Here is a 21,215-nt window from a genome sequence, read left to right as displayed (position 1 = left end):
TATTATCTGCTTTTTACAGCATTCACTGACATCCGGGAATTTGAATGGAAAGATACGATCAGGTATTGGTTGCGTTACGCCGTATTATTCGTGCGACCGATTTGCACTCGAAAAAGCTGAGTAAAACCTCTGGTCTTACCTCTCCGCAGCTACTGGTACTGCAAACTCTGCGCGATAACAGCGATCTGACGGTGGGTGAAGTCGCGCGTCAGGTGTCGTTGTCGCAGGCGACTGTAACCACTATTGTCGATCGTCTTGAACGTGGTGAGTACGTCTACCGTGAGCGCAGCAAAACCGATAAGCGTAAAGTGCACGTGTATCTGACTGATAAGGCGTTTGGCACACTGGTGGCAGCGCCTAAACCATTGCAGGATGATTTCATTCGCCAGTATCAGGATTTGCACGATTGGGAGCAAACTATGATCCTCTCATCACTGGAACGCGTGGCTTATATGATGGACGCGCAGCATATCGATGCCGCTCCGGTTCTGGATATCGGCGCATTGGATCGTGTGGATTCGGCGAATAAACCCCAGACCTGATTCCATAATCCTGACGGCTCTGCCCGAGCATTGTCACACCTGCGGTACCGGTAAAACACAAGCACTCGCTTGTTTTTTTGTGTGTGGGCTTTTAATGTAGAAATCCTGATAAAAATAAAGATAAGAACGTTGGACAGGAGAATCTTATGTTAGGCCAGATTATGGATCGTCCTTTGCTGGTTTCCAGCTTGCTGGAACATGCAGAAAGTACCCACGGCTGCAGCGAAATCGTGAGTCGTCGTTGTGAAGGTGATATTCATCGTTACACCATGGGTGATGCGGCTAAACGGGCCAGGAAAATCGCCAACCTGCTTGGCCGTTTGGGCATAAATCAGGGCGACCGGATCGCGACGCTGGCCTGGAATAATTACCGTCACTATGAACTTTATTATGGCATTTCCGGCACCGGCGCGGTGCTGCATACAATTAACCCTCGACTGTTTGCAGAGCAACTGGTTTATATTATTAATCACGCGGAAGATCGTTGGATCTTTGTTGATCTGACCTTTGTACCAGTGCTGGAAGCCATTAAAGACCAGATCACTGGCGTTGAGGGTTTTATCGTGATGTGTGACGAAAGTCATATGCCCACCACGCGTCTGAACAATGCACATTGTTACGAAACACTGATTGCAGGCGAGTCGGATCAGTATCAATGGCCTGAGTTTGACGAGCGCAGTGCCTGCTCAATGTGCTATACATCCGGTACCACGGGTAACCCGAAAGGCGTGGTTTATAGTCACCGTTCCACTGTCATTCACGCCCTGTCGTCGATTGGGAAAGAGGTCATGGGTCTGGCATCGACTTCCTGTTTTTTGCCGGTGGTGCCCATGTTCCACGTTAACGCCTGGGGGACGCCTTACTCCGCAGCCATTACCGGCGCTAAGCAGGTGTTCCCTGGTCAGGGTATGGATGGCGCATCGTTATGGCAATTAATCGAATCTGAGCAGCCAGATTTATTACTGGGTGTACCAACGGTCTGGTTGATGCTATTGAATCATATGGACAGTATCGGCAAGACGCTCGATTCGGTAAAAAATGTGATTGTTGGTGGTTCGGCAGCGCCGGTCTCAATGATTCGCGCATTTCAGGAGAAGCACGATGCTTTCCTGATTCATGCCTGGGGTATGACTGAAATGAGCCCGATTGGTACACTGAACTCACGCAATAAGCACATGGATAATATGCCGCTGGAAGAACGCTACCAGCTGCAGGCTAAGCAAGGTCGTCCGGTTTTTGGTGTCGAGATGAAGATTGTTGACGACAGCAATAATGAACTGCCACGAGATGGTGTTGCCTATGGTCGCTTAATGGTCCGTGGTCCATGGATCATTAACGGTTATTATAAAAATGAAGCCGCCGACAGCTTTATTGATGGCTGGTTTGATACCGGCGATGTTGCCACCATCGACGATAAAAACTATCTGACGATTGTGGACAGGTCGAAGGATGTTATTAAATCCGGTGGTGAATGGATCAGTTCGATCGATCTGGAGAATGTTGCAGTCGGTCATCCGGAACTGGCCGAGTGTTGTGTTATTGGTGTACGTCACGATAAATGGGATGAACGTCCGATTCTGCTGGTGATCCGCAATGAAGGCTCATCAATTGATGAACAGGGCGTACTGGATTATCTGGAAGATAAGATTGTTAAGTGGTGGACGCCGGATGCTGTCGTTTTCGTAGATGAACTCCCGCACACTGCAACCGGTAAGTTACATAAAGTTCCCCTGCGAAAGCAATACGAGCATTATCTGCTTGAGTCAGCAGGTGTCTGACGCAATGAGTGCTGCAAAAAATACCGGCGTTTAACGCCGGTATTTTTTTATCAGCTTAGTTTTCGGATACCAATAATTACCAATAGCATTCCAACCAGGCCACTAAAACTCAGGGTTTCTCCCAAGAAAATAATCGCCATAATGCTGGTGGCCACTGGCCCTAATGTTCCTGTCATACTGGCCTTTTGCGGGCCAATACGTTTGATGGCTTCACTGGTCATAAACGACGGTAATACTGTGGCAAACATCGATAGCACGGCGAGATAAAACCACACCTCACCACTGTAGTTTTGTAACTGCACACCATTTACGATCACCTGGTGGATACTGATTGCCAGTGATGCAGAAGTCATCGCAATGCTGGTGAATAATAAACTACCCAGTACACCGATACTTTCTTTACTGAACAAAATATAAAAGGCGAACGATACAGCACTGGCCAGAATTAATAACACGCCTTTTAGATGCGTGTCGGCTGACAGGCCGGAAATTGATATGTCACTGGCATACATGAGTATTAAGCCACCGTAAGTCAGCAACAAGGGGAAAATTAACGTCGCTTTAAATTTCTGTTGAAAAAGCAGGGCGCCGAGAATGACCACAAAGGATGGATATGCATACAAAATGACCCGTTCAAACTGAGCGCTGATGTATTGCAGCCCTTGTAAGTCAAGATACGTCGCCAGGTAATAACCGAGTAAACCAATCATCGCCGCTTTGAACAGCTGCAAATTATCGGGCTTCTGTGGCAGTCTCTTCCAGGCGTAGGCGCCCACAATCAAATAGATTGGTAGCGCCATTAGCATACGAATCGTCATCAGTGGTAATGGTTCAATACCCAGTTGATACAGGTATTTAATAAGAATCGGCTTGGTGGAAAATAACAATGCAGCCATTACAGCGATAATAAGACCATTACGCTGGGCATTATTTTCAGAATAAACCGTATTTTCAGGATAGTTGTTGGTTGGTGGTGCACTGGCCATTATTTTCTCCTTTTCCCTGGGAGTTAAAAATGGCTGCGAATTTGCAATAGCTGGCTACGTAAATTCGCAGCCAGTATGAGTTCGTTATTATTGATTAAACCGGGCTGCACACAGACACTTCCACCATAGCTTTAGGCTAAGTGTCAGTGAGGATGATGTACGCACCAGAGTTCGCATAATAAAAAACAGAAATTCAGAAACAGATGAAGCCACAGAGTAACCCTGTGGCCACAGAGATACAAGTCATTGTGGTTATTCAGCGATAACTTCCGTTTCCGCTTCGTGCTCTTCCGGCTGGAACGGCTGAATTTCCGGTTTGGTCAAACCGAGACGGGTAAAAATCATATCAATCAGAAAGTCAGTAATTTGATCAATATCATCCGGTTCGTATTGGCGTTTATTCAATACTTCCAGCACCTGAGTTTCGAAATCAGCGTAGTGCTGCGTTGTCGCCCAGATCATAAAAATCAGATGCGTAGGATCAATCGCCCGGATTTTGCCCTGATCAATCCAGCTTTGGATAACCGCTGAGCGCTCTTTAACCCAAGTACGCATATTCTGACTCAGATGGTCACGAAGATGAGGAGCGCCCTGGATAATTTCCATCGCGAAGATTTTAGACGCGTTGGGATGGGTATACGAAAGCTGAACTTTGGAGCGGATAAAGCGGCTCAATACGTCGGCAGGGTCGCTGTCGGGGGTAATATCGGCTAGCACTTCATTCCAGACCTGCATGATGTTTTCCAGCAGTGCCCGGTAGAGGTTCGCTTTGTTTTTGAAGTAATAGTGGATGTTTGCTTTAGGGACTCCAGCGCGGTCAGCAATCGACTGCATGCTGGTGCCTTTAAAACCGTGCAGTACGAACTCCTGTTCGGCTGCAGCAAGGATATTCTCATTGTTACGTTCGCGGATTTTACCCGGCTTGTACTTCTGTTTAGTCATTCCTGTTTCCCGCCCTGAGGCGTAGTGGCAGACACAAAGGTGACGGCAGTTTAACACACCCTCTATATAGGGAGACAAAAAAGGGGCGCTGAATGCGCCCCTTTGTTACATATTTGCATCACTCAACCAGCGATTACAGATGTACTTTTAACAGAGCGCTGATGGCATTTTGGTCGATATCACCACCGTTGCCGAACTTGTTGTTCCAGTAGCTGTACTCAATACCCAATTTCACTTTGTTGCCTATACCCAAAGCCGGACCCAGGTTATAGGTGATTTGCGGGTTGAAGTGGAAGTTGGACGTTTGGTTGTCTGCTTCACCTGTTGAGTAATCGATATAACCATCGATATTTAACTCACCCGCGGACCAGCCGTAGGTCAGAGTCAGCTGGTAATCATCTTCAGATGTTTCGTTGTTGGCGTAATAAACCGTAGCGCTGGCGAAGTTCATGCCTGGAATGTTCAGGTCGGCGCCAATACCGTACAGGTAGTTATCCTGAGAGAAGCCTGAGCTGGTGGAGCCAAACTCATAAGTGAATGCGGCGTTAATGTTTTTAACAAAGCCACCTTCAAAAGATTGCAGGGTGAACTTAGGAGAGAACTCACCATACGTTTCTTTAAATTGCGCAGTGCTAGGGCCACTTTCGCCTACATGACGGTCAACGAAGAAGAACAAACCACCCCAGCTATGACCGGATACGTGCTCCAGGGTCATGGTGGTCAGTTTGTTGTCTTCATTTGGGCCGGACAGTTTGTAATCGCTGCCGTACAGTGCCGACACGCTGTTGTCTGCCCAGTATTGCTCAGCAGAAACGCCAGTTGAAGCCGCCGCGATCATAGCTGCAGTTAATAATTGTTTTTTCATGATTTTTATCTCCAGGTTTTTTTGCCTGGTCGCGGGTTACCGCGGCCAGACCGTTTTCAAATTTAACAATTGCAAACACGGGTGCTTAAGACTGAGGTAACTTGCCTTCAACACCATCGATGTACCAGTTCATACCTTTCAGGTCGCCGTCAGACAGAGACTGATCCGCTGTGGCTTTTACAGTACCGTCCTGCGCGGTTACCGGACCGTCGAACACACGTACTTTGCCAGCTTTGATATCGGCTTTTTTCGCTTCAACCATTGCTTTCACGTCAGCAGGAACTGCATCGTTGAACGGTGCTAAGTCTGTTGCCCCTTCTGCGATACCCGGCCACAGGTCTTCGGATTTCCATGTGCCATCAATTACAGACTTGGCTTTTGCTACATACAGATCGCTCCAGTTATGAACGGCCGCCGTCAGGTGTGCTTTGGCACCATACGCACTCATGTCAGAGTGGTAACCAATCGCGTATTTACCTTTTGATTCTGCAGCCTGAATAACCGCAGCAGAATCGGTGTGTTGGGTCAGGATATCAGCACCTTGCAGCATCAGCGTTTCTGCCGCTTCACGCTCTTTGGCCGGGTCATACCAGGTACTTGCCCATACCACTTTAACCGTTACGTTTGGATTAACTTCTTTCGCACCTTTGGTGAAAGCGTTGATGCCACGAATAACTTCCGGAATCGGGAAAGAAGCCACGTAACCCAATACGTTAGACTTGGTCATTTTGCCAGCAACCATACCGGTCAGGTAACGACCCTGGTAAGCACGTGCAAAGTAGGTTCCCATATTTTTTGACTGTTTGTAGCCAGTCGCGTGCTCGAATTTCACTTTTGGGAAACGCTTGGCGACTTTCAGAGTTGGGTTCATGTAGCCAAACGAGGTGGTGAAAATCAGACCGTGATCTTTCGCCAGACGACGAATAACACGTTCAGCATCCGGGCCTTCAGCAACACTTTCAACGTAACTGGTTTCAACTTTATCACCCAGCTGAGCTTCCATGTGCTTACGTGCTTCGTCGTGTGCGTAAGTCCAGCCGGCATCGCCGGTTGGACCAACGTATACGAAGCCGATTTTCAGCGGATCTTCAGCGTTAGCGAAGCTGGCACCCAGTGCCACTGTTGCTGCCGAAAGCAGCATTGCGATTTTATTGCGAGCCATGACGGTCTCCTTCTCTCTGATAGTATTACAGTTATTAATTTCTTGTTTACCGCTGATTACATCTGAGGCCGATACGGCTGACCCAGCGCTAAAGGTGTACTCAGCTTGGCTTTAATCGAATCATTGGCAATCACCACAAGCACAGCGATCGTGGCAACGTATGGCAACATGGCCAACAGGTTTGGTGAGGCTTCAAAGCCCAACCCCTGTAAAACCAGGTGCATAATGCTGGCGGCACCAAATAAATAGGCACCCAATAAAATACGTTCGGCTTTCCAGCTGGCGAATACCACCAGAGCCAGTGCAATCCAGCCACGACCGGCTGACATGCCTTCATTCCACATCGGTGTATAAGCCAATGATAAATACCCTCCGGCAAGTCCGGCCATTGCGCCACCAAACAACACCGCACCGTAGCGAACCTTCATTACCGGAATTCCGATGGCGTTAGCCGCTTCCGGATTTTCACCCACCGCGCGAACAGTCAGACCAACGCGAGTACTGCGGAAGCACCAGAAAATCAGACCAAATAAAATCCATGACAAATACACCAGAGGGTCCTGACTGAATAAGATTTTGCCAACAATGGGTAGCTCACTTAACAGGGGAATTTCCCACGGAGTAATACCTTCGATAGCCATACCAACATAACCAGCACCTAAAAAGGCACTTAAACCGATACCAAAAATGGTCAGAGCCAAGCCGGTGGCCACCTGGTTGGTTACCAGGGAAATGGCGAGAAAGCCGAATAGCAGCGATACCAGCATGCCGGCAATGATGGCAGCAACAACGCCCAAGCCGGCATTACCGGTAACAACGGCTGCCATAAACCCGCACACAGCCCCCATCAGCACCATGCCTTCCTGACCCAGGTTCAATACCCCGGATTTTTCGGCAACCATTTCACCCAACGCAATCAGAATTAGCGGTGTGCCGGTACGAATGGTGGCAAATAAAATATTTACGATCAGATCGAGATCCATAATGTTTGTTACCCTCGTTTAGCCCGCAGCAACTGAATGACTGGTTGATGTTTTTTTGGTTTTGACGATGCGATAGCTGATCAGCAGATCGCAGGCTAATAAATAAAACAGCAGCATGCCCTGGAATAAACCGGTTAACGATTTCGGCAGACCTAAATCCATTTGCGCCATTTCACCGCCCATATAGGTTAGAGCCAACAGCATACTGGCGAATAAGATGCCCAGCGGATGCATACGCCCCAGAAAGGCAACAATAATGGCGGCATAGCCATATCCAGGTGAGATATACGGTGTTAACTGGCCAACGGTACCGGTGACTTCGCTGACACCGGCCAGACCCGCCAGGGCACCACAGGCCAACAGTGCCAGCCAGGTCAGGCGATTGGCTTTAAAACCTGCAAATGCAGCGGCCGATTTGTCTTCCCCCAGCACTGCAATCTGAAAGCCCACCATGCTGCGTGACATCAGCGTCCATATCGCAGCCATCGCAAACAGTGCAAAGAAAATGCTGATATTCAGGCGATAATCGTCGAACAACACCGGCAGAGTGGCGGCTTCTGAAAAAATGGCCGACTCAGGGAAGTTAAAACCTTGCGGATCTTTTAAGGGTCCGTGCACGCCATACAACAGCCAATTTAAAGCGATGTAGTTCAGCATGATGGTGGTCAGAATTTCATTGGCGTTGAATTTGGTCTTTAATAGCGCTGCCAATCCTGCCCATGCCATGCCACACACAGCGCCAAAGAACAGTACGGTGGGTAACACCCAGAAACCTTCAGCTTCCAGCAGCTCCAGCGCAATATAACCACCGCCCAGGCCGCCTAAAATAAACTGACCTTCAGCACCAATATTCCAGATCTTTGCTTTAAAGCACAGCATCAGACCCATTGCACAGAGTAATAGTGGCCCGGCCTTGGTTCCCAGTTCGGTCCAGCCATACAGGTCACTTAACGGCGATACAAAAAAAGTATATAGAGACGCCAGCGGGTCTTTTCCCATGGCGGTAAATAACAAAGCGCCGCTTAACAGCGTGAGCATAATCGCCAGCAGCGGAGACAAATAGGACATTGTCTGACTGTCGGACGGACGTTTTTCCAGCGTTAACATAATGATTGATCCGGCTCTGTGGTGGATGAAGCGGTGGAAGGGGTACTTTGATGATCAAAATCACCGGCCATCCACAAGCCTAATTGGTTAATAGAGACGTCATCGGTTTTAGCGACAGGTGACAGACGACCGTCACAAATTGCGCAAATACGATCACTGATGGAGTACAGCTCATCAATATCTTCTGATACCACCAGAATGGCTGCGCCCTGATCACGTAAATCAATCAATGCATGGCGGATTAAAATAGCAGCACCAATGTCGACTCCCCAGGTTGGGTGCGAGCACACCAGTAATTTCGGATTCTGAAGCATTTCCCGGCCAATAATGTATTTCTGTAAATTACCACCAGAAAGGGATTTTGCTTGCGCCAGACTTCCAGCCGTTTTTACATTAAATTTATTAATAATATTTTCAGCAAACGCTCTGACTTTGCTTTTATTAATCCAGCCATTTTTTGTCAGGTCGCCCTGATAGGCAGTTAATAAGCCATTGTCTTCTAATGACATATCTGGCACTGCACCGCGCCCAAGACGCTCCTCTGGTACGAACCCCAACCCTTCCAGGCGGCGTTTTTCCGGTCCTTTGTTACCCACGGCTTTACCGGCAAACAAAACGCTGTCGGCATTGCAGGTTTCCTCGCCACTGATCAGATTGAGTAACTCTTCCTGACCATTTCCAGCGACACCGGCAATTCCGAGAATTTCACCGGCTTTTACATTGAGATTGATATTTTTTAATGCGGTGGCGAATGGATCATCCGATTTAAAATCCAGTTGACGAATATTCAGAAATACTTCGCCACCATCGGCGCGCTCGTAATGCTCACTTAATGGTGTGTCATCACCTACCATTAAACGCGCAATTTCTGCCGTTGATGTCACCCGTGGATCACAGTGTCCGGTGACTTTACCGCCGCGTAAAATGGTTGCGTTGTCACACAAAGCACGCACTTCATCAAGTTTGTGAGAAATAAATAAAATACTGCAGCCTTCTTCAGCAAGCTGACGTAAGGTCTGGAACAACACATCCACTTCCTGTGGTGTTAACACCGAAGTTGGCTCATCTAAAATCAGCAGTTTGACGTCTTGTAATAAGCAGCGAACAATTTCTACTCGCTGCTGTTCACCAATGGATAAGGTGTTGACGTATCGGTCGGGGTCCAGCGTCATGCCGTAACGTTGAGACACGTCGCGGATACGCTGACTCAGCGCCAGCAGATCTTTTCCTTCTTCTGCTGGCAAACTCAGCGCAATGTTTTCCGCCACCGTCAGGGTCTCAAACAAAGAGAAGTGCTGAAACACCATGCCAATACCAAGATCCCGCGCATGGGATGGCCCGCTGATGCGAACGGCTTCTCCCTGCCAGTGCATCTGACCTTCATCGGGAGCAACCACTCCGTAAATGATTTTCATCAGGGTACTTTTACCGGCACCGTTTTCGCCTAACAGCGCATGTGTTTCTCCGGCATTTACCGTCAGGCTAACCTGATCGTTGGCAACACACCCCGGATATCGTTTGGTAATTTTGTTTAATTCTATTCTTTTCATATACAGCTTCTGACCGCCTGGTCGAAATGACAAAGCAATTCGCCTGCCATCTTTAGTGGGGTGTAGGAAGAAAAATGGCATTTTAATAAAAATTTAATCAAAAGGTCAGCTTATTCGTGGGGTGAAATGCGCCGAAATATTCTCTCTTTTCGCTGGGTAAGTATTTTTTGCCAGATACGAATGCACACATCCGGTGCAATATTAAGAACGCATTGTTTTATGTTGGTGCAAAGCTGACTAAATGGTTAGATTTAGTGGCAATTGGGTATTGCGGTAACAACTGCGTATAAAAATTTCAGTAATAACCCTTTAGGTAACAGCAATAATCAGTGATATAGCGACACTTTTAACTGACTAAATAGGCCTGTAGCTGAACAGGGCTTGCCATTCATAGTTATTAAGTTGTCTAATTGGTCAGGATATTGCTATGTGATTCAGCGAGAAGAAATCACAGATATAAGAACGAAGAGGCAGACGCAAACGTGGTTCGATTTTTTTTGAATGGGAATCTGACGATTGTACAAGATTTGGCCAGTGATACGACGTTATTACGCTATTTACGATCTCAGCAAGCTCAGACAGGTACAAAAGAAGGGTGTGGCTCCGGTGATTGTGGCGCCTGTTCCGTCCTGTTGGGAGAACAACAAGACGGTCAGTGGCGCTACAAAGCGATCAACGCCTGTATCACCTTTGTTGCTCAGCTGAATGGTAAAAGTGTTGTCACGGTCGATGCGCTGGCAACTGGTGGCGGCGCTGAGCTGCACCCGGCGCAGCAGGCGATGGTGGATTACCATGGCTCTCAGTGTGGTTTTTGTACCCCGGGTATTGTGATGTCTCTGGCGGCACTGCATGAGTCAATCAACCATGGCGAAGATGCACAGCAGCAGGCAACTCAGCATCAGATTATCGAAGCTCTGTCGGGTAACTTGTGCCGCTGCACCGGTTATCGTCCGATTATTGAAGCAGCTTCTCACCTCAATGATTACCCGGACAATCGTGACCAGGCCGTACAGGTTTGGCAGCCTGGGGTCTCAGCAGAGTTCAAGGCAGCGACTATCGTTGAAGAAGACAATGCCACTACCACAGAACAAGCTGGCTTTGGTAAGGCTGAGCAGCAGGCCTGGGCGCCGCAGAATGAAGATCAGTTAAAGCAGCTGTTGCAGCAATATCCGCAAGCGCGATTGGTGGCAGGTGCTACCGATCTGGCACTGGATGTTACCCAGTTTCTCAAACCCATCGACCAGCTGATTGCCATTAACGGTATTGCCTCGCTAAAGGCCATTAATGATGAGGAACATGCCCTATTGATTGGGGCTGCGGCGACTTACAGCGACGTTGAGCCACTGCTGGCCCATTACTTCCCGGAATTCGCCCAGCTATTGCAGCGTCTTGGATCTCGTCAGGTACGCAACAACGGTACGCTTGGCGGCAACATCGCCAACGCTTCACCAATTGGCGATACACCACCGGTGCTATTAGCGCTGGGCGCCTGTATTGAGCTTGCTTCGGCGCCGGGCATGATAAACGAAACCGGCTCGCGCTGGCTGAAATTGAAGGACTTTTTTGTTGACTACAAACAAACCGTGCAACAGCCGGGTGAATATGTTCGTACGATTAAGATTCCCAAATTGAAGGTTGGTGAGCTGTTAAAGGTCTACAAAATTTCCAAGCGCCTTGAAGACGATATTTCGGCAGTACTGGCCGCGTTTAAAGTATCGGTGTCGGAGGAAAGAACCGTGACGGCAATCAGCACCGGCTTTGGTGGAATGGCGGCTATTCCGAAAGCGGCCTTGCAGCTGGAAGCTGAGTTGACGGGTTTACCGTTGAACAGCGCTCAGTTTCGCCAGGCGGCAGAAAAGTTATCGCAGGATTTTACGCCAATGACCGATGTCCGGGCGACCGATGAATATCGCTTATTAGTGGCGAAAAATCTGGTTCAGAAATGTGCGTTGGAGCTACTACAGCCAGACAGCATTTCACGAATCGAGAATATTCACTCGAGTCAGCTTGCTGCAAGAGACGCCATTAACCCGATGGAGCATCACAATGCGTAAGTTAATTGATACTCCCGATAATGAAATGACCTTGCGTGAACGTCCGCAAAAAGTGAAAAAGCTGAAAGGACACACAGGTCAAAGCATGAAGCACGAAAGTGCGAATAAACACGTTACCGGTAAAGCTGTGTATGTTGATGACATGCCGGAGTTACCCAATCAGTTGCACATCGCGGTGGGAGGCAGCGCTTACCCACATGCGAAAATTAAGTCGATCGATCTCTTCGCAGTTAGAGAAACCCTGGGGGTCGTTGATGTGATTACGGTAGAAGATGTGCCGGGTCACGTTGACATTGGCCCCGTTTTTTCTGGCGACCCGGTGTTGGTGGAAGAAACCTGCGAGTATGTTGGCCAGCCGATTTTTGCGGTGGCCGCGACCAGTATTGAGATTGCCCGTGCAGCGGTTAAAAAAGCCAAAATTGAATATCAGGTGCTGGAGCCGGTACTGGATGTTGAGCAAGCTCTGGAACAGAATTTTTTTGTTCGCCCGACTCACCAGCATCAGCGTGGTGACTCTGAAACCGCATTAAAGAATGCCGCTCATCGTATTCAGGGGCAGATGCACGTTAATGGCCAGGAGCATTTCTATCTTGAGGGGCAGGTGTGTTCTGTGTTGCCAACCGAAGATGGTGGTATGCATGTGTACTCATCCAGCCAACATCCTACTGAAGTTCAGAAGCTGGTCGCTGAAGTGTTGGACATCAGCATTAACAAAGTGCAGGTTGAAGTTCGTCGTATGGGTGGGGGTTTTGGTGGTAAAGAAACTCAGGCCGCACCATTGGCCTGTATTGCTGCGATCATGGCACATAAAACCGGCAAGCCGGTTAAATACCGCATGACCCGCCATGACGATATGGTGATGACCGGTAAACGTCACCCATTCTACAACCAGTACGATGTTGGTTTTGACGAGCAAGGCATTATTCACGGCGCCGATTTAATTGTTACCGGCGATTGTGGTAACTCACCGGATTTAAGTGACGCGATCGTCGATCGTGCCATGTTCCATTCCGACAACGCTTATTATCTGAATAACGCAACGGTGACTGGCCATCGGGCGAAAACGCACAAAGTATCAAACACCGCATATCGTGGTTTTGGTGGTCCGCAGGGTGTGATCCTGGCTGAATTAATGATGGATGATATTGCCCGTCATTTAGGGGAAGATCCGCTGACCATTCGTAAGCGTAATTTGTACGGTGTGACGTATGACCACATCCGCACTGCCGATGGTGATATCGATCCGCGTGATGAAACGCATTATGGCCAGAAAGTTGAACACAATTTGTTGTCGGAATTAATTTCTGACCTGGAAAAAAGCTCAGATTACTGGGCACGTCGTGAGGCGATTAATGAGTTTAATAAAACCAGCCCGATTCTGAAGAAAGGTCTGGCATTAACACCGGTTAAATTTGGCATTTCTTTTACTGTACAGTTTTTGAATCAGGCCGGAGCACTGGTACATATTTATACCGATGGCAGCATCCACCTGAACCATGGCGGTACAGAAATGGGCCAGGGGTTATTCCTGAAAGTTGCGCAAGTTGTGGCGGAAGAATTCCAGGTCGATCTGGATACCATTCAGGTATCTGCTACTCGTACCGATAAAGTTCCAAACACCTCGCCAACGGCAGCGTCATCCGGTACCGACTTGAACGGTATGGCAGCGCGAGATGCCTGTTTACGAATTAAAGATGGATTATTCGCGTTTGCGTATGAGCATTATCAGGCGGATGTCGATAGCGTTAAACTGTTTGATAGTCATCTGATCTATCAGAAAAATGGTGAAGAACAGCGCGTAGCGTTCGCAGATTTTGTTCAGCAGGCGTATATGGGGCGTGTACCGTTATCATCTACTGGTTTCTATAAAACGCCGAAAATTCACTACGATCGTGAATCCGGTAAAGGCCGCCCGTTCTACTATTACGCAAATGGTGCGGCAGTGAGCGAAGTGATTGTTGATACGTTAACGGGGGAGCACCGATTGCAGCGTGTCGATATTCTTCACGATGTGGGTCGTTCATTAAACCCGGATATTGATGTGGGCCAGATCGAAGGTGCCTTTATTCAGGGCATGGGGTGGTTAACCACGGAAGAACTGGTTTGGAATAACGAGGGGCGTCTCGCCAGCAATGGCCCTGCGACCTATAAAATTCCAGCGGTAGGTGACACGCCGTTTGAATTCAATGTGAACCTGATGGAAGACCGTCCGAATGGTGAAGCCACGGTGTATCGTTCTAAAGCGGTGGGTGAACCTCCGTTTATGCACGGAATTTCGGTATGGAGTGCCATTCGTGATGCCGTTGCCAGTATGGGCGATTACAAACTGAATCCTCGTCTGGATACGCCAGCAACGCCTGAGAAGGTGTTGTTTGCGGTTCAGGAAGTACAGGCCAAAGGCTGATCTTATGAACACGCACAACTCCGTTGGTAGCTATTATTCGCAGGTATGCGGTCAATGCACAAAAAGTGTACCCCTGTCGCAAACAACCTCAAACGATAGTAACCAACCGGTGTGCACAGCTTCTGGTATAAGCACCAAATGCTTTGGAGGTAATTACTGATGCGCTCTCAACACTGGTTTGATGCAGTACAACAATGCCAGCATAAAGGTGAGGCTTATGCGTTGGTCACGGTTCTGGGGTGTACCGGTTCCACGCCACGCGACCAAAGCAGCAAGATGGTCATTACCGCAGAATCAACCTACGACACCATTGGTGGCGGACATCTTGAATTTGTTGTTACCAATAAAGCACGTGAGCTATTGATTGCTGATGTCGATGCGCAACAAATTGATCATTTCCCGTTAGGCGCCTCGTTAGGGCAGTGTTGTGGTGGTAGCGCAACGGTATTGATTGAAATCTTTGCCACTTGTGATTTTCAGGTAGCGGTATTTGGTGCCGGGCATGTTGCTAAAGCGCTGATGAACATTTTATCGGGCTTGCCGTGCAAAGTGAGCTGGGTTGATAGTCGTGCGGAGTTGTTTCCGGCTGAAACGGCGACGAATATCAATGCGATTGTCAGTGATGATCCAACCTACGAAATGGAAAATCTGCCCGCCGGGGCCAACGTATTAATTCTGACGCATAATCATCAGCTGGATTACGAATTAACGGAAGCAGCGCTGAAGCATCCGGGAATAAATCATATTGGTTTAATTGGTTCTGATACCAAGGCGCAGCGTTTTGTTCGTCGTCTGGAAGCACGTGGATTTTCTCAGGACGATATGCAGCGGGTTATTTGTCCGGTGGGATTAAGTGCTGTACCGGGTAAGTTACCGATGGAAGTCGCTGTATCGATTGCTGGGGAGTTAATCGCATTACAACACCAAAGCGAACAACCATCGGGCTTGAAAGAAGAGCAACCGGGTAAAAAACAGCGTGGCTTGAGCTGGAAAAGCATCAAGCAGGAATTGGCTAATGAACAGCGCGCTGTGGATACCACAGGTACAGGCGCATCATTAAAGCTATCCGATTAATTATTTTCTGATTTAACGAACAGTAACTAAAAATATGAACACTGATGATTCTGTGAGAAACCCATTCGAAACGTTATACACCGATCTGGCAAGCCGCAAATTAGGTGGCCAGGCGATTGCTTGCAGCAATGATTTTTTTGCTGAAATGGAAAACCTGCTGAAGCTGGAAGAGCCAGTGTTCCAGAAAGGCGTATTTACTGAACGTGGACAACTGATGGATGGCTGGGAAAGTCGCCGTCGTCGTTTCCTGCCAGACGGCACGACGGATGATGGCCTGGAGTACGACTGGTGCATCGTTAAGCTGGGGGCGCAGGGTATTATTCGTGGTGTTAATGTTGATACCGCCCATTTCCTGGGTAACGCACCACAGAGTGTTTCGTTAGAAGCGTGTGTCAGTGAAGGCAACCCGGACGATAACACTGAATGGACTGACATTGTGGCGCGCTCTGATGTTGGTCCGGGTGCACCGCACTATTTTGCGGTTGAGTCTGAGCAGGTATGGACACACGTGCGCCTGAACATGTACCCGGATGGCGGTATCGCTCGCTTAAAAGTGTATGGCGAGGTGATTCCGGATGCTGATTTGTTCCTGCCGGGTGAATTAATTGATTTAGCCTACATTAAAAACGGTGCGCGCCCGGTTGTGTGTTCCGACATGTTCTTCTCCCATATGGAAAACATGATTATGCCTGGTCGTGGCGTGAATATGGGGGATGGCTGGGAAACCAAACGTCGTCGCACCATCGGTGATGCCGAAAAAGATCGTTTTAATGACTGGTTAATTCTGAAATTAGCCGCCAAAGGCAGTATCGAAAAAGTGCTGGTGGATACCGCACATTTTAAAGGTAATTACCCGCACAGTTTTGCTATCGAAGCCGCAGTGCTGACCGAAGAACAAGCCACTGATGTGGCGGCGCTGGAAGCCGATTCTCATCAGGATGCATTGATGGCAGGTCGTGCACAGCCGTCAGAGATTAACTGGCAGCCGATTATGGATCGTACGCGTTTGTACGATGATCGTGAACACACCTTCAAAAAAGAAGTACAGAACAACGATCAGGCTTTTACCCACGTACGCGTTAAAATGTACCCGGATGGTGGTATCAGCCGTGTTCGCCTGTGGGGCTATCCATCTGAATCACTGGCAAGCGTGATGGGCAAATAACGTGGCAGACTTAACTTACACCTTAGAGCAACTGAACCAGTTAAATGAACAGGACGCTGCATTTGCGTTTGAAAACTGTTGTACCTCAAAAAACTGGATTGAGGGTATGGTAGCCGCTCTTCCTTATGCCAATGTTGAGCAATGCCTGGGCGTTGCTGAAGCGGTATGGAGCAAGCTGGGTGAGAGTGATTTTTTGCAGGCTTTTGAAGGCCATCCGAAAATTGGTGATGTGTCGAGCTTAAAAGCCAAATACGCACACACCAAAAAACTGGCTTCCGGTGAGCAAAGCTCCGTGAACGAAGCCAGTGATGAGGTGATTGAACGTCTGGCGAAAGGCAATAAGGATTACCACAATAAGAACGGCTTTATCTTTATTGTGTGTGCGACCGGTAAATCAGCGGCTGAAATGCTGCAATTACTGGAGCAACGCTTGCCGAATTCACGCGAGCAAGAGCTGGTGAATGCGGCAGCTGAGCAAGCAAAAATCACCGCCATTCGAATTAATAAGCTACTGCCTGAGGAATAAGAAATGTCAGCACCATCCCCGATTACGACCCATGTGTTAGACACACATTTAGGCAAACCAGCAGCAGGCATGGCTGTGGTTCTGGAAAAACGTGACAGCGCAGGAAACTGGGCAGAGATTGCCAGCGGTAAAACCAACAGCGATGGCCGTATTCTTGACTGGTTGGCTGGCCAGCAGCGTGAAGCCGGTGTTTATAAGATTTCGTTTGCTACCGATCCTTACTTCGAGAAACAGGGACTAACCTGCTTTTATCCCAGTGTATCTTTCGAGTTTCGTATCGAAAACCCGGACGAGCACTACCATGTACCGCTGTTGATTTCTGCACATGGTATGTCGACTTACAGAGGAAGCTGAGTTTTTGATAAAAACAAAAGCGATGATGAATATATGTCTTTGACTTGCTGTTAATACGTCTCGGTAGGATCGGCTGCTTCACCCCTGGTGCAGACGTCTCAGAAATAGATTCATCACATCTTTTGTGCGGATCAGCAATCTTAGGTATGTGTTCGGCAAGCCTTAGCGCCATGAATTGCGCGAACGAGCATACAGGGATGTACTTGCTGCACTTGCGGGAACACATGTCTCAGATTGCGAAGACTCTGAATCTCAGAAGAAAAAATTATGACCTTTATTTTAAAACCTCAACCATTAACTGCAGAAGCCTTTGCGCCATTTGGTGATGTGGTCGAAGCGGGTACAACGACGCCGATTATGATTAATGGCGGCAACACAGAGCGCTATGATTCGCTGGTGAAGGTACAAACCGAAAACCCGCAAGATACAGCGGTGATTAATATTTTTCGTGCTCAACCAAGAATGGTGAAGGCGGGTGTTAATCAAAGTAATATGCGGATTGAAATGATGGAACGTCATCCTCGTGGCAGCCAGTCATTTCACCCGCTGTCAGCAGAGCCGTATCTGGTGTTGGTGGCGGATGCTGTTGAGGATCTGAAACCTGAAAACCTGCATCTGTTTCTGGCGCAACCGGATCAGGGTATTAATTATTACATGAATACCTGGCATCACCCGGTGCTTGGTTTAAATAAAGTTTGTGATTTTTTGGTTGTTGATCGCAAAGGTGAAGGCAACAACTGTGAAGAATTTTACTTTAGTCCGGATGAGCTGATAGAGATTCAGCTTTAACGGGCGAATAGCGTTGATGAGAAGTACAATGAAAACAAAGAGCACGACTGTTTATCGAGCCAGCATTCTTCATTTTCTGGATGATCCGGATATTGCTGGAGATGCGGCTTATGAGTTTTTCGAAGACGGTGCATTGGTTGTAGAAAACGGCAAGGTGATTAAAACCGGTCCGGTTTCTGAAGTGGAAAAACACCTGCCGAAAGATTTCGACATTGTCGATTACAGCGGTTACCTGATTATGCCAGGTATGATTGACACTCATATTCACTTCCCGCAAGTCGAGGTTATAGCATCCTATGGTGAACAATTACTGGATTGGTTGAATAATTATACCTTTCCGGCCGAGCGTCAGTTTGAAGATAAGGAATACGCCAGTAAAATCGCCAACTTCTTTCTGGATGAGCTGGTTAAGTGTGGTACCACGACGGCACTTGTATTTGGCACCGTCCATAAACAAAGTGTTGATGCATTCTTCGAGGCATCAGAGAAACGCAATACCCGTATGATTTGTGGCAAAGTGATGATGAATCGTAATGCGCCGGAATTCTTGTGCGACGATGTTGAAAGCAGCTACGAAGACAGTAAGGAATTAATTGAACGCTGGCATGGCAACGGTCGTCAGTTGTATGCGGTAACCCCTCGCTTTGCGATTACTTCCACCCCAGAACAGCTTGAGAAAGCCGGGCAACTGCTGGAAGAGTATCCGGATGTGTATATGCAAACGCATATTTCCGAAAACAAAGATGAAGTCGCATTTGTTCAGGAACTGTTCCCGGAGTCGAAAGATTACCTCGACGTTTATGATCAATATAATCTGCTCGGCAAACGCAGTGTGTTTGCCCACGGTATTCATCTGACGCCACGGGAGCATGAACGTTTCCGTGAAACTGGCTCAAGTGTCTCTTTCTGCCCAACGTCGAATCTGTTTTTAGGATCGGGTCTGCTGGATATCGCGGAACTTGAAAAAGAACAGGTGGCTTACAGCGTGGCAACCGATGTGGGTGGTGGTACCAGTTTCTCCATGCTGCAAACGTTGAACGAAGCGTACAAAATCTGTCAGCTGCGCGGCAACAAGTTATCGGCGTTAAAGAGCTTGTATCTGGCGACGTTGGGTAACGCCCGTACTCTGCAGCTGGAAGACAAAATTGGCTCATTTAAATCCGGTAATGAAGCCGATTTTATCGTGATGGATTTTAACGCCACACCTTTGATGTCACTCAAACAAAGTAAATGCAAAACACTGGCCGAAAAACTGTTTGCCATGATTATTCTGGGTGACGATCGCACAGTGAAATGTACTTATGTTGGTGGCCAGCAATTGCACCGCCGTGATGGAGGGAAGCGATAATGGAAGCGTATTTTTACGAATGGTTAAACTTGTTCTTCCGCTGGTTCCACGTAATTGCGGGTGTCGCCTGGATCGGTGCGTCGTTTTATTTCGTCTGGCTGGATAACAGCCTGGAGGAGCCACCACAGTGGAAAAAAGATAAAGGAATCGGCGGTGATTTATGGGCCATCCACGGTGGTGGTTTCTACGAGGTTGCTAAGTACAAATTAGGTCCTGAAAGTATGCCAATCAATCTGCATTGGTTTAAATGGGAAGCGTATACCACCTGGCTGACCGGTATGGTGATGTTATGGGTGGTTTATTATGTCGGTGCCGAGAGTTTTCTGATTGATAGCTCACGAATGGTGCTTACTCAAGGGGAGGCGATCGCTGCCGGACTGGGCTTTATTGCGGCTGGTGTAGCAATCTACGAGTTGATGGTGCGTTCACCATTACGCCATAACGGTAAATTGTTTGGTGTTGTGCTGTTTGCCATTCTGGTGTTTGCCTCTTGGGCTGCAAATCAGATTTTCTCAGCGCGCGGCGCATACATTCATGTTGGCGCAATCATTGGCACCATCATGGCTGGTAACGTCTTCCTTGGGATTATGCCAGCTCAGCGTGCGTTGGTAGAGGCCGTGCAGCGCGGTGAGGCACCAGATCCGAAATACGGTGCCTTTGCTAAGTTACGCTCAACCCATAATAACTATTTTACCCTGCCACTGATCTTTATCATGATCAGTAATCATTATCCGATGACCTATAGCCATGAATATGGCTGGCTGGTCCTCGCGGCAATTGGTTTTATCAGTGCGTTCGCCCGTCATTTCTTTAATCTGCGTCATCGAGGTGAGTTTAAACCTGTTATTTTATTGGTTGCTGCGCTGATGCTGATTTCTCTTGCGGTAGTAATGGCGCCGAAGAAAATCGAAGCGAAAGCTGGTGAGGTGATTCTGACGGATGCGCAGGCGATGGTGATTGTTGAGCAGCGCTGCTCGTCTTGTCATGCACAGCAGCCAACTAATCCAGCGTTTGCTTCTGCTCCTGCCGGTATTGTGCTGGAAACAGCAGAGCAAGTCCGCGCGGTTAAAGATAAAACGCTTTCGGCGTTGCAAACCGGCTACATGCCGTTGGGCAACCTGACGCAAATGACGGAAGATGAGCGCCAGGCGCTATCGCTGTGGTTATCCGAATAACGACGTTCGTCTGACTACACGGGAAAGCCTTTGTTACCGGGGTAGCAAAGGCTTATTTGTTTTCGATATTCACTCTGTTGTGTGTTGGCGCACTGTGTGTTGTTCTGCACCACCTGTTTTGCCCCAGGCGTATGAGCGCAAAGTGCATGGTCGTGCTATTTGGATTCGCTCTCAGCTTTCAGCTGTTGCAACTGAAGGTAGATGGCTTCGGCTTCTGCAGTGATTTCAGAGTAACCACGGATGTCGCCATTACGTTGGGCGAGCATGGCCTGCTCAAGCTTGGCATCATATTGCTTTTGCAGTTTCTTGATTGGGTTTGCTTTGAATAAAGAGAACATGGGTGAGCCTCATCAGGGATTTCTTTATTTTAAATGATTTTCCAGTGCAGAAACGACTATGAATTTTATAGGG

19 protein-coding genes are annotated in these 21,215 nt (G+C 48.1%); 11 read left to right on the top strand and 8 right to left on the bottom strand.

From position 1 onward, the window contains the following. The first annotated feature begins 44 nt into the window (after positions 1-44). Together MK185_10940 and MK185_10935 are read left to right on the top strand one after the other, a co-directional pair. The gene (locus MK185_10940) at positions 45-542 is read left to right on the top strand and encodes a MarR family transcriptional regulator (protein ID MCH2041139.1); all 498 of its coding nucleotides are present in this window, start codon (positions 45-47) and stop codon (positions 540-542) included. Between the two features lie 146 nt (positions 543-688). Further along, on the top strand, positions 689-2,320 hold the full coding sequence (locus tag MK185_10935; GenBank protein MCH2041138.1) for a long-chain-fatty-acid--CoA ligase: 1,632 nt from the start codon (positions 689-691) through the stop codon (positions 2,318-2,320). Between the two features lie 50 nt (positions 2,321-2,370). On the opposite strand, the gene MK185_10930 is transcribed toward MK185_10935, so the two are convergent. The 7 genes from MK185_10930 to MK185_10900 all read right to left on the bottom strand — a co-directional run bounded on the left by MK185_10930 (position 2,371) and on the right by MK185_10900 (position 9,915). After that, entirely contained in the window at positions 2,371-3,306 is a 936-nt protein-coding gene (locus MK185_10930; protein ID MCH2041137.1) for a DMT family transporter, read from the bottom strand. Positions 3,307-3,558: 252 nt separating this feature from the next. After that, positions 3,559-4,248: a TetR/AcrR family transcriptional regulator gene (locus MK185_10925; protein MCH2041136.1), complete on the bottom strand. Its 690-nt coding sequence runs from the start codon at positions 4,246-4,248 to the stop codon at positions 3,559-3,561. Between the two features lie 133 nt (positions 4,249-4,381). After that, entirely contained in the window at positions 4,382-5,113 is a 732-nt protein-coding gene (locus MK185_10920) for a DUF5020 family protein (GenBank protein ID MCH2041135.1), read from the bottom strand. A gap of 85 nt (positions 5,114-5,198) precedes the next feature. Continuing rightward, entirely contained in the window at positions 5,199-6,275 is a 1,077-nt protein-coding gene (locus MK185_10915) for a BMP family ABC transporter substrate-binding protein (GenBank protein ID MCH2041134.1), read from the bottom strand. A 56-nt stretch (positions 6,276-6,331) separates the two neighbouring features. Continuing rightward, positions 6,332-7,258: an ABC transporter permease gene (locus tag MK185_10910; protein ID MCH2041133.1), complete on the bottom strand. Its 927-nt coding sequence runs from the start codon at positions 7,256-7,258 to the stop codon at positions 6,332-6,334. A gap of 18 nt (positions 7,259-7,276) precedes the next feature. Continuing rightward, positions 7,277-8,365 (bottom strand): ABC transporter permease, encoded by a 1,089-nt coding sequence (locus MK185_10905; GenBank protein MCH2041132.1) that lies wholly within the window; start codon positions 8,363-8,365, stop codon positions 7,277-7,279. Then, positions 8,359-9,915: an ABC transporter ATP-binding protein gene (locus tag MK185_10900; GenBank protein ID MCH2041131.1), complete on the bottom strand. Its 1,557-nt coding sequence runs from the start codon at positions 9,913-9,915 to the stop codon at positions 8,359-8,361. Before MK185_10900 ends, MK185_10905 begins: the two co-directional genes overlap by 7 nt. Positions 9,916-10,397: 482 nt before the next feature. On the opposite strand from MK185_10900, the gene xdhA reads away from it, so the two are divergent. From xdhA to MK185_10855, 9 genes are all read left to right on the top strand, one after another. Beyond that, positions 10,398-11,969, top strand: a complete 1,572-nt coding sequence (xdhA, locus tag MK185_10895) for a xanthine dehydrogenase small subunit (protein ID MCH2041130.1) — start codon at positions 10,398-10,400, stop codon at positions 11,967-11,969. Next, a complete protein-coding gene (gene xdhB / locus MK185_10890; GenBank protein ID MCH2041129.1) occupies positions 11,962-14,373 on the top strand; it encodes a xanthine dehydrogenase molybdopterin binding subunit in 2,412 nt (803 codons plus the stop codon). The genes xdhA and xdhB overlap by 8 nt, the downstream gene beginning before the upstream one ends. A 159-nt stretch (positions 14,374-14,532) precedes the next feature. After that, a complete protein-coding gene (gene xdhC / locus MK185_10885) occupies positions 14,533-15,447 on the top strand; it encodes a xanthine dehydrogenase accessory protein XdhC (GenBank protein MCH2041128.1) in 915 nt (304 codons plus the stop codon). Between the two features lie 52 nt (positions 15,448-15,499). Then, positions 15,500-16,612, top strand: a complete 1,113-nt coding sequence (gene alc, locus MK185_10880; GenBank protein ID MCH2041127.1) for an allantoicase — start codon at positions 15,500-15,502, stop codon at positions 16,610-16,612. A 1-nt stretch (position 16,613) separates the two neighbouring features. Continuing rightward, the gene (uraD, locus tag MK185_10875; GenBank protein ID MCH2041126.1) at positions 16,614-17,138 is read left to right on the top strand and encodes a 2-oxo-4-hydroxy-4-carboxy-5-ureidoimidazoline decarboxylase; all 525 of its coding nucleotides are present in this window, start codon (positions 16,614-16,616) and stop codon (positions 17,136-17,138) included. Between the two features lie 3 nt (positions 17,139-17,141). Beyond that, positions 17,142-17,492 (top strand): hydroxyisourate hydrolase, encoded by a 351-nt coding sequence (gene uraH, locus MK185_10870; protein MCH2041125.1) that lies wholly within the window; start codon positions 17,142-17,144, stop codon positions 17,490-17,492. Positions 17,493-17,759: 267 nt separating this feature from the next. After that, positions 17,760-18,281, top strand: a complete 522-nt coding sequence (locus MK185_10865) for an ureidoglycolate lyase (protein ID MCH2041124.1) — start codon at positions 17,760-17,762, stop codon at positions 18,279-18,281. A 28-nt stretch (positions 18,282-18,309) separates the two neighbouring features. Further along, positions 18,310-19,629, top strand: a complete 1,320-nt coding sequence (guaD, locus tag MK185_10860) for a guanine deaminase (protein ID MCH2041123.1) — start codon at positions 18,310-18,312, stop codon at positions 19,627-19,629. Then, the gene (locus tag MK185_10855) at positions 19,629-20,804 is read left to right on the top strand and encodes a urate hydroxylase PuuD (protein ID MCH2041122.1); all 1,176 of its coding nucleotides are present in this window, start codon (positions 19,629-19,631) and stop codon (positions 20,802-20,804) included. The genes guaD and MK185_10855 overlap by 1 nt, the downstream gene beginning before the upstream one ends. 155 nt (positions 20,805-20,959) lie before the next feature. Here MK185_10855 and MK185_10850 read toward each other — a convergent pair whose 3' ends face one another. Beyond that, complete coding sequence (locus tag MK185_10850; protein ID MCH2041121.1) at positions 20,960-21,142, bottom strand: DUF6435 family protein; 183 nt, start codon at positions 21,140-21,142, stop codon at positions 20,960-20,962. Between the last annotated feature and the right edge of the window lie 73 nt (positions 21,143-21,215).

Source organism: Saccharospirillaceae bacterium, assembly GCA_022448365.1.
In the GTDB taxonomy this organism is placed as follows: domain Bacteria; phylum Pseudomonadota; class Gammaproteobacteria; order Pseudomonadales; family Oceanobacteraceae; genus Bacterioplanoides.
Note: the sequence above shows the minus strand (reverse complement) of the source record. Positions and strands in the feature narration are given on the sequence as shown.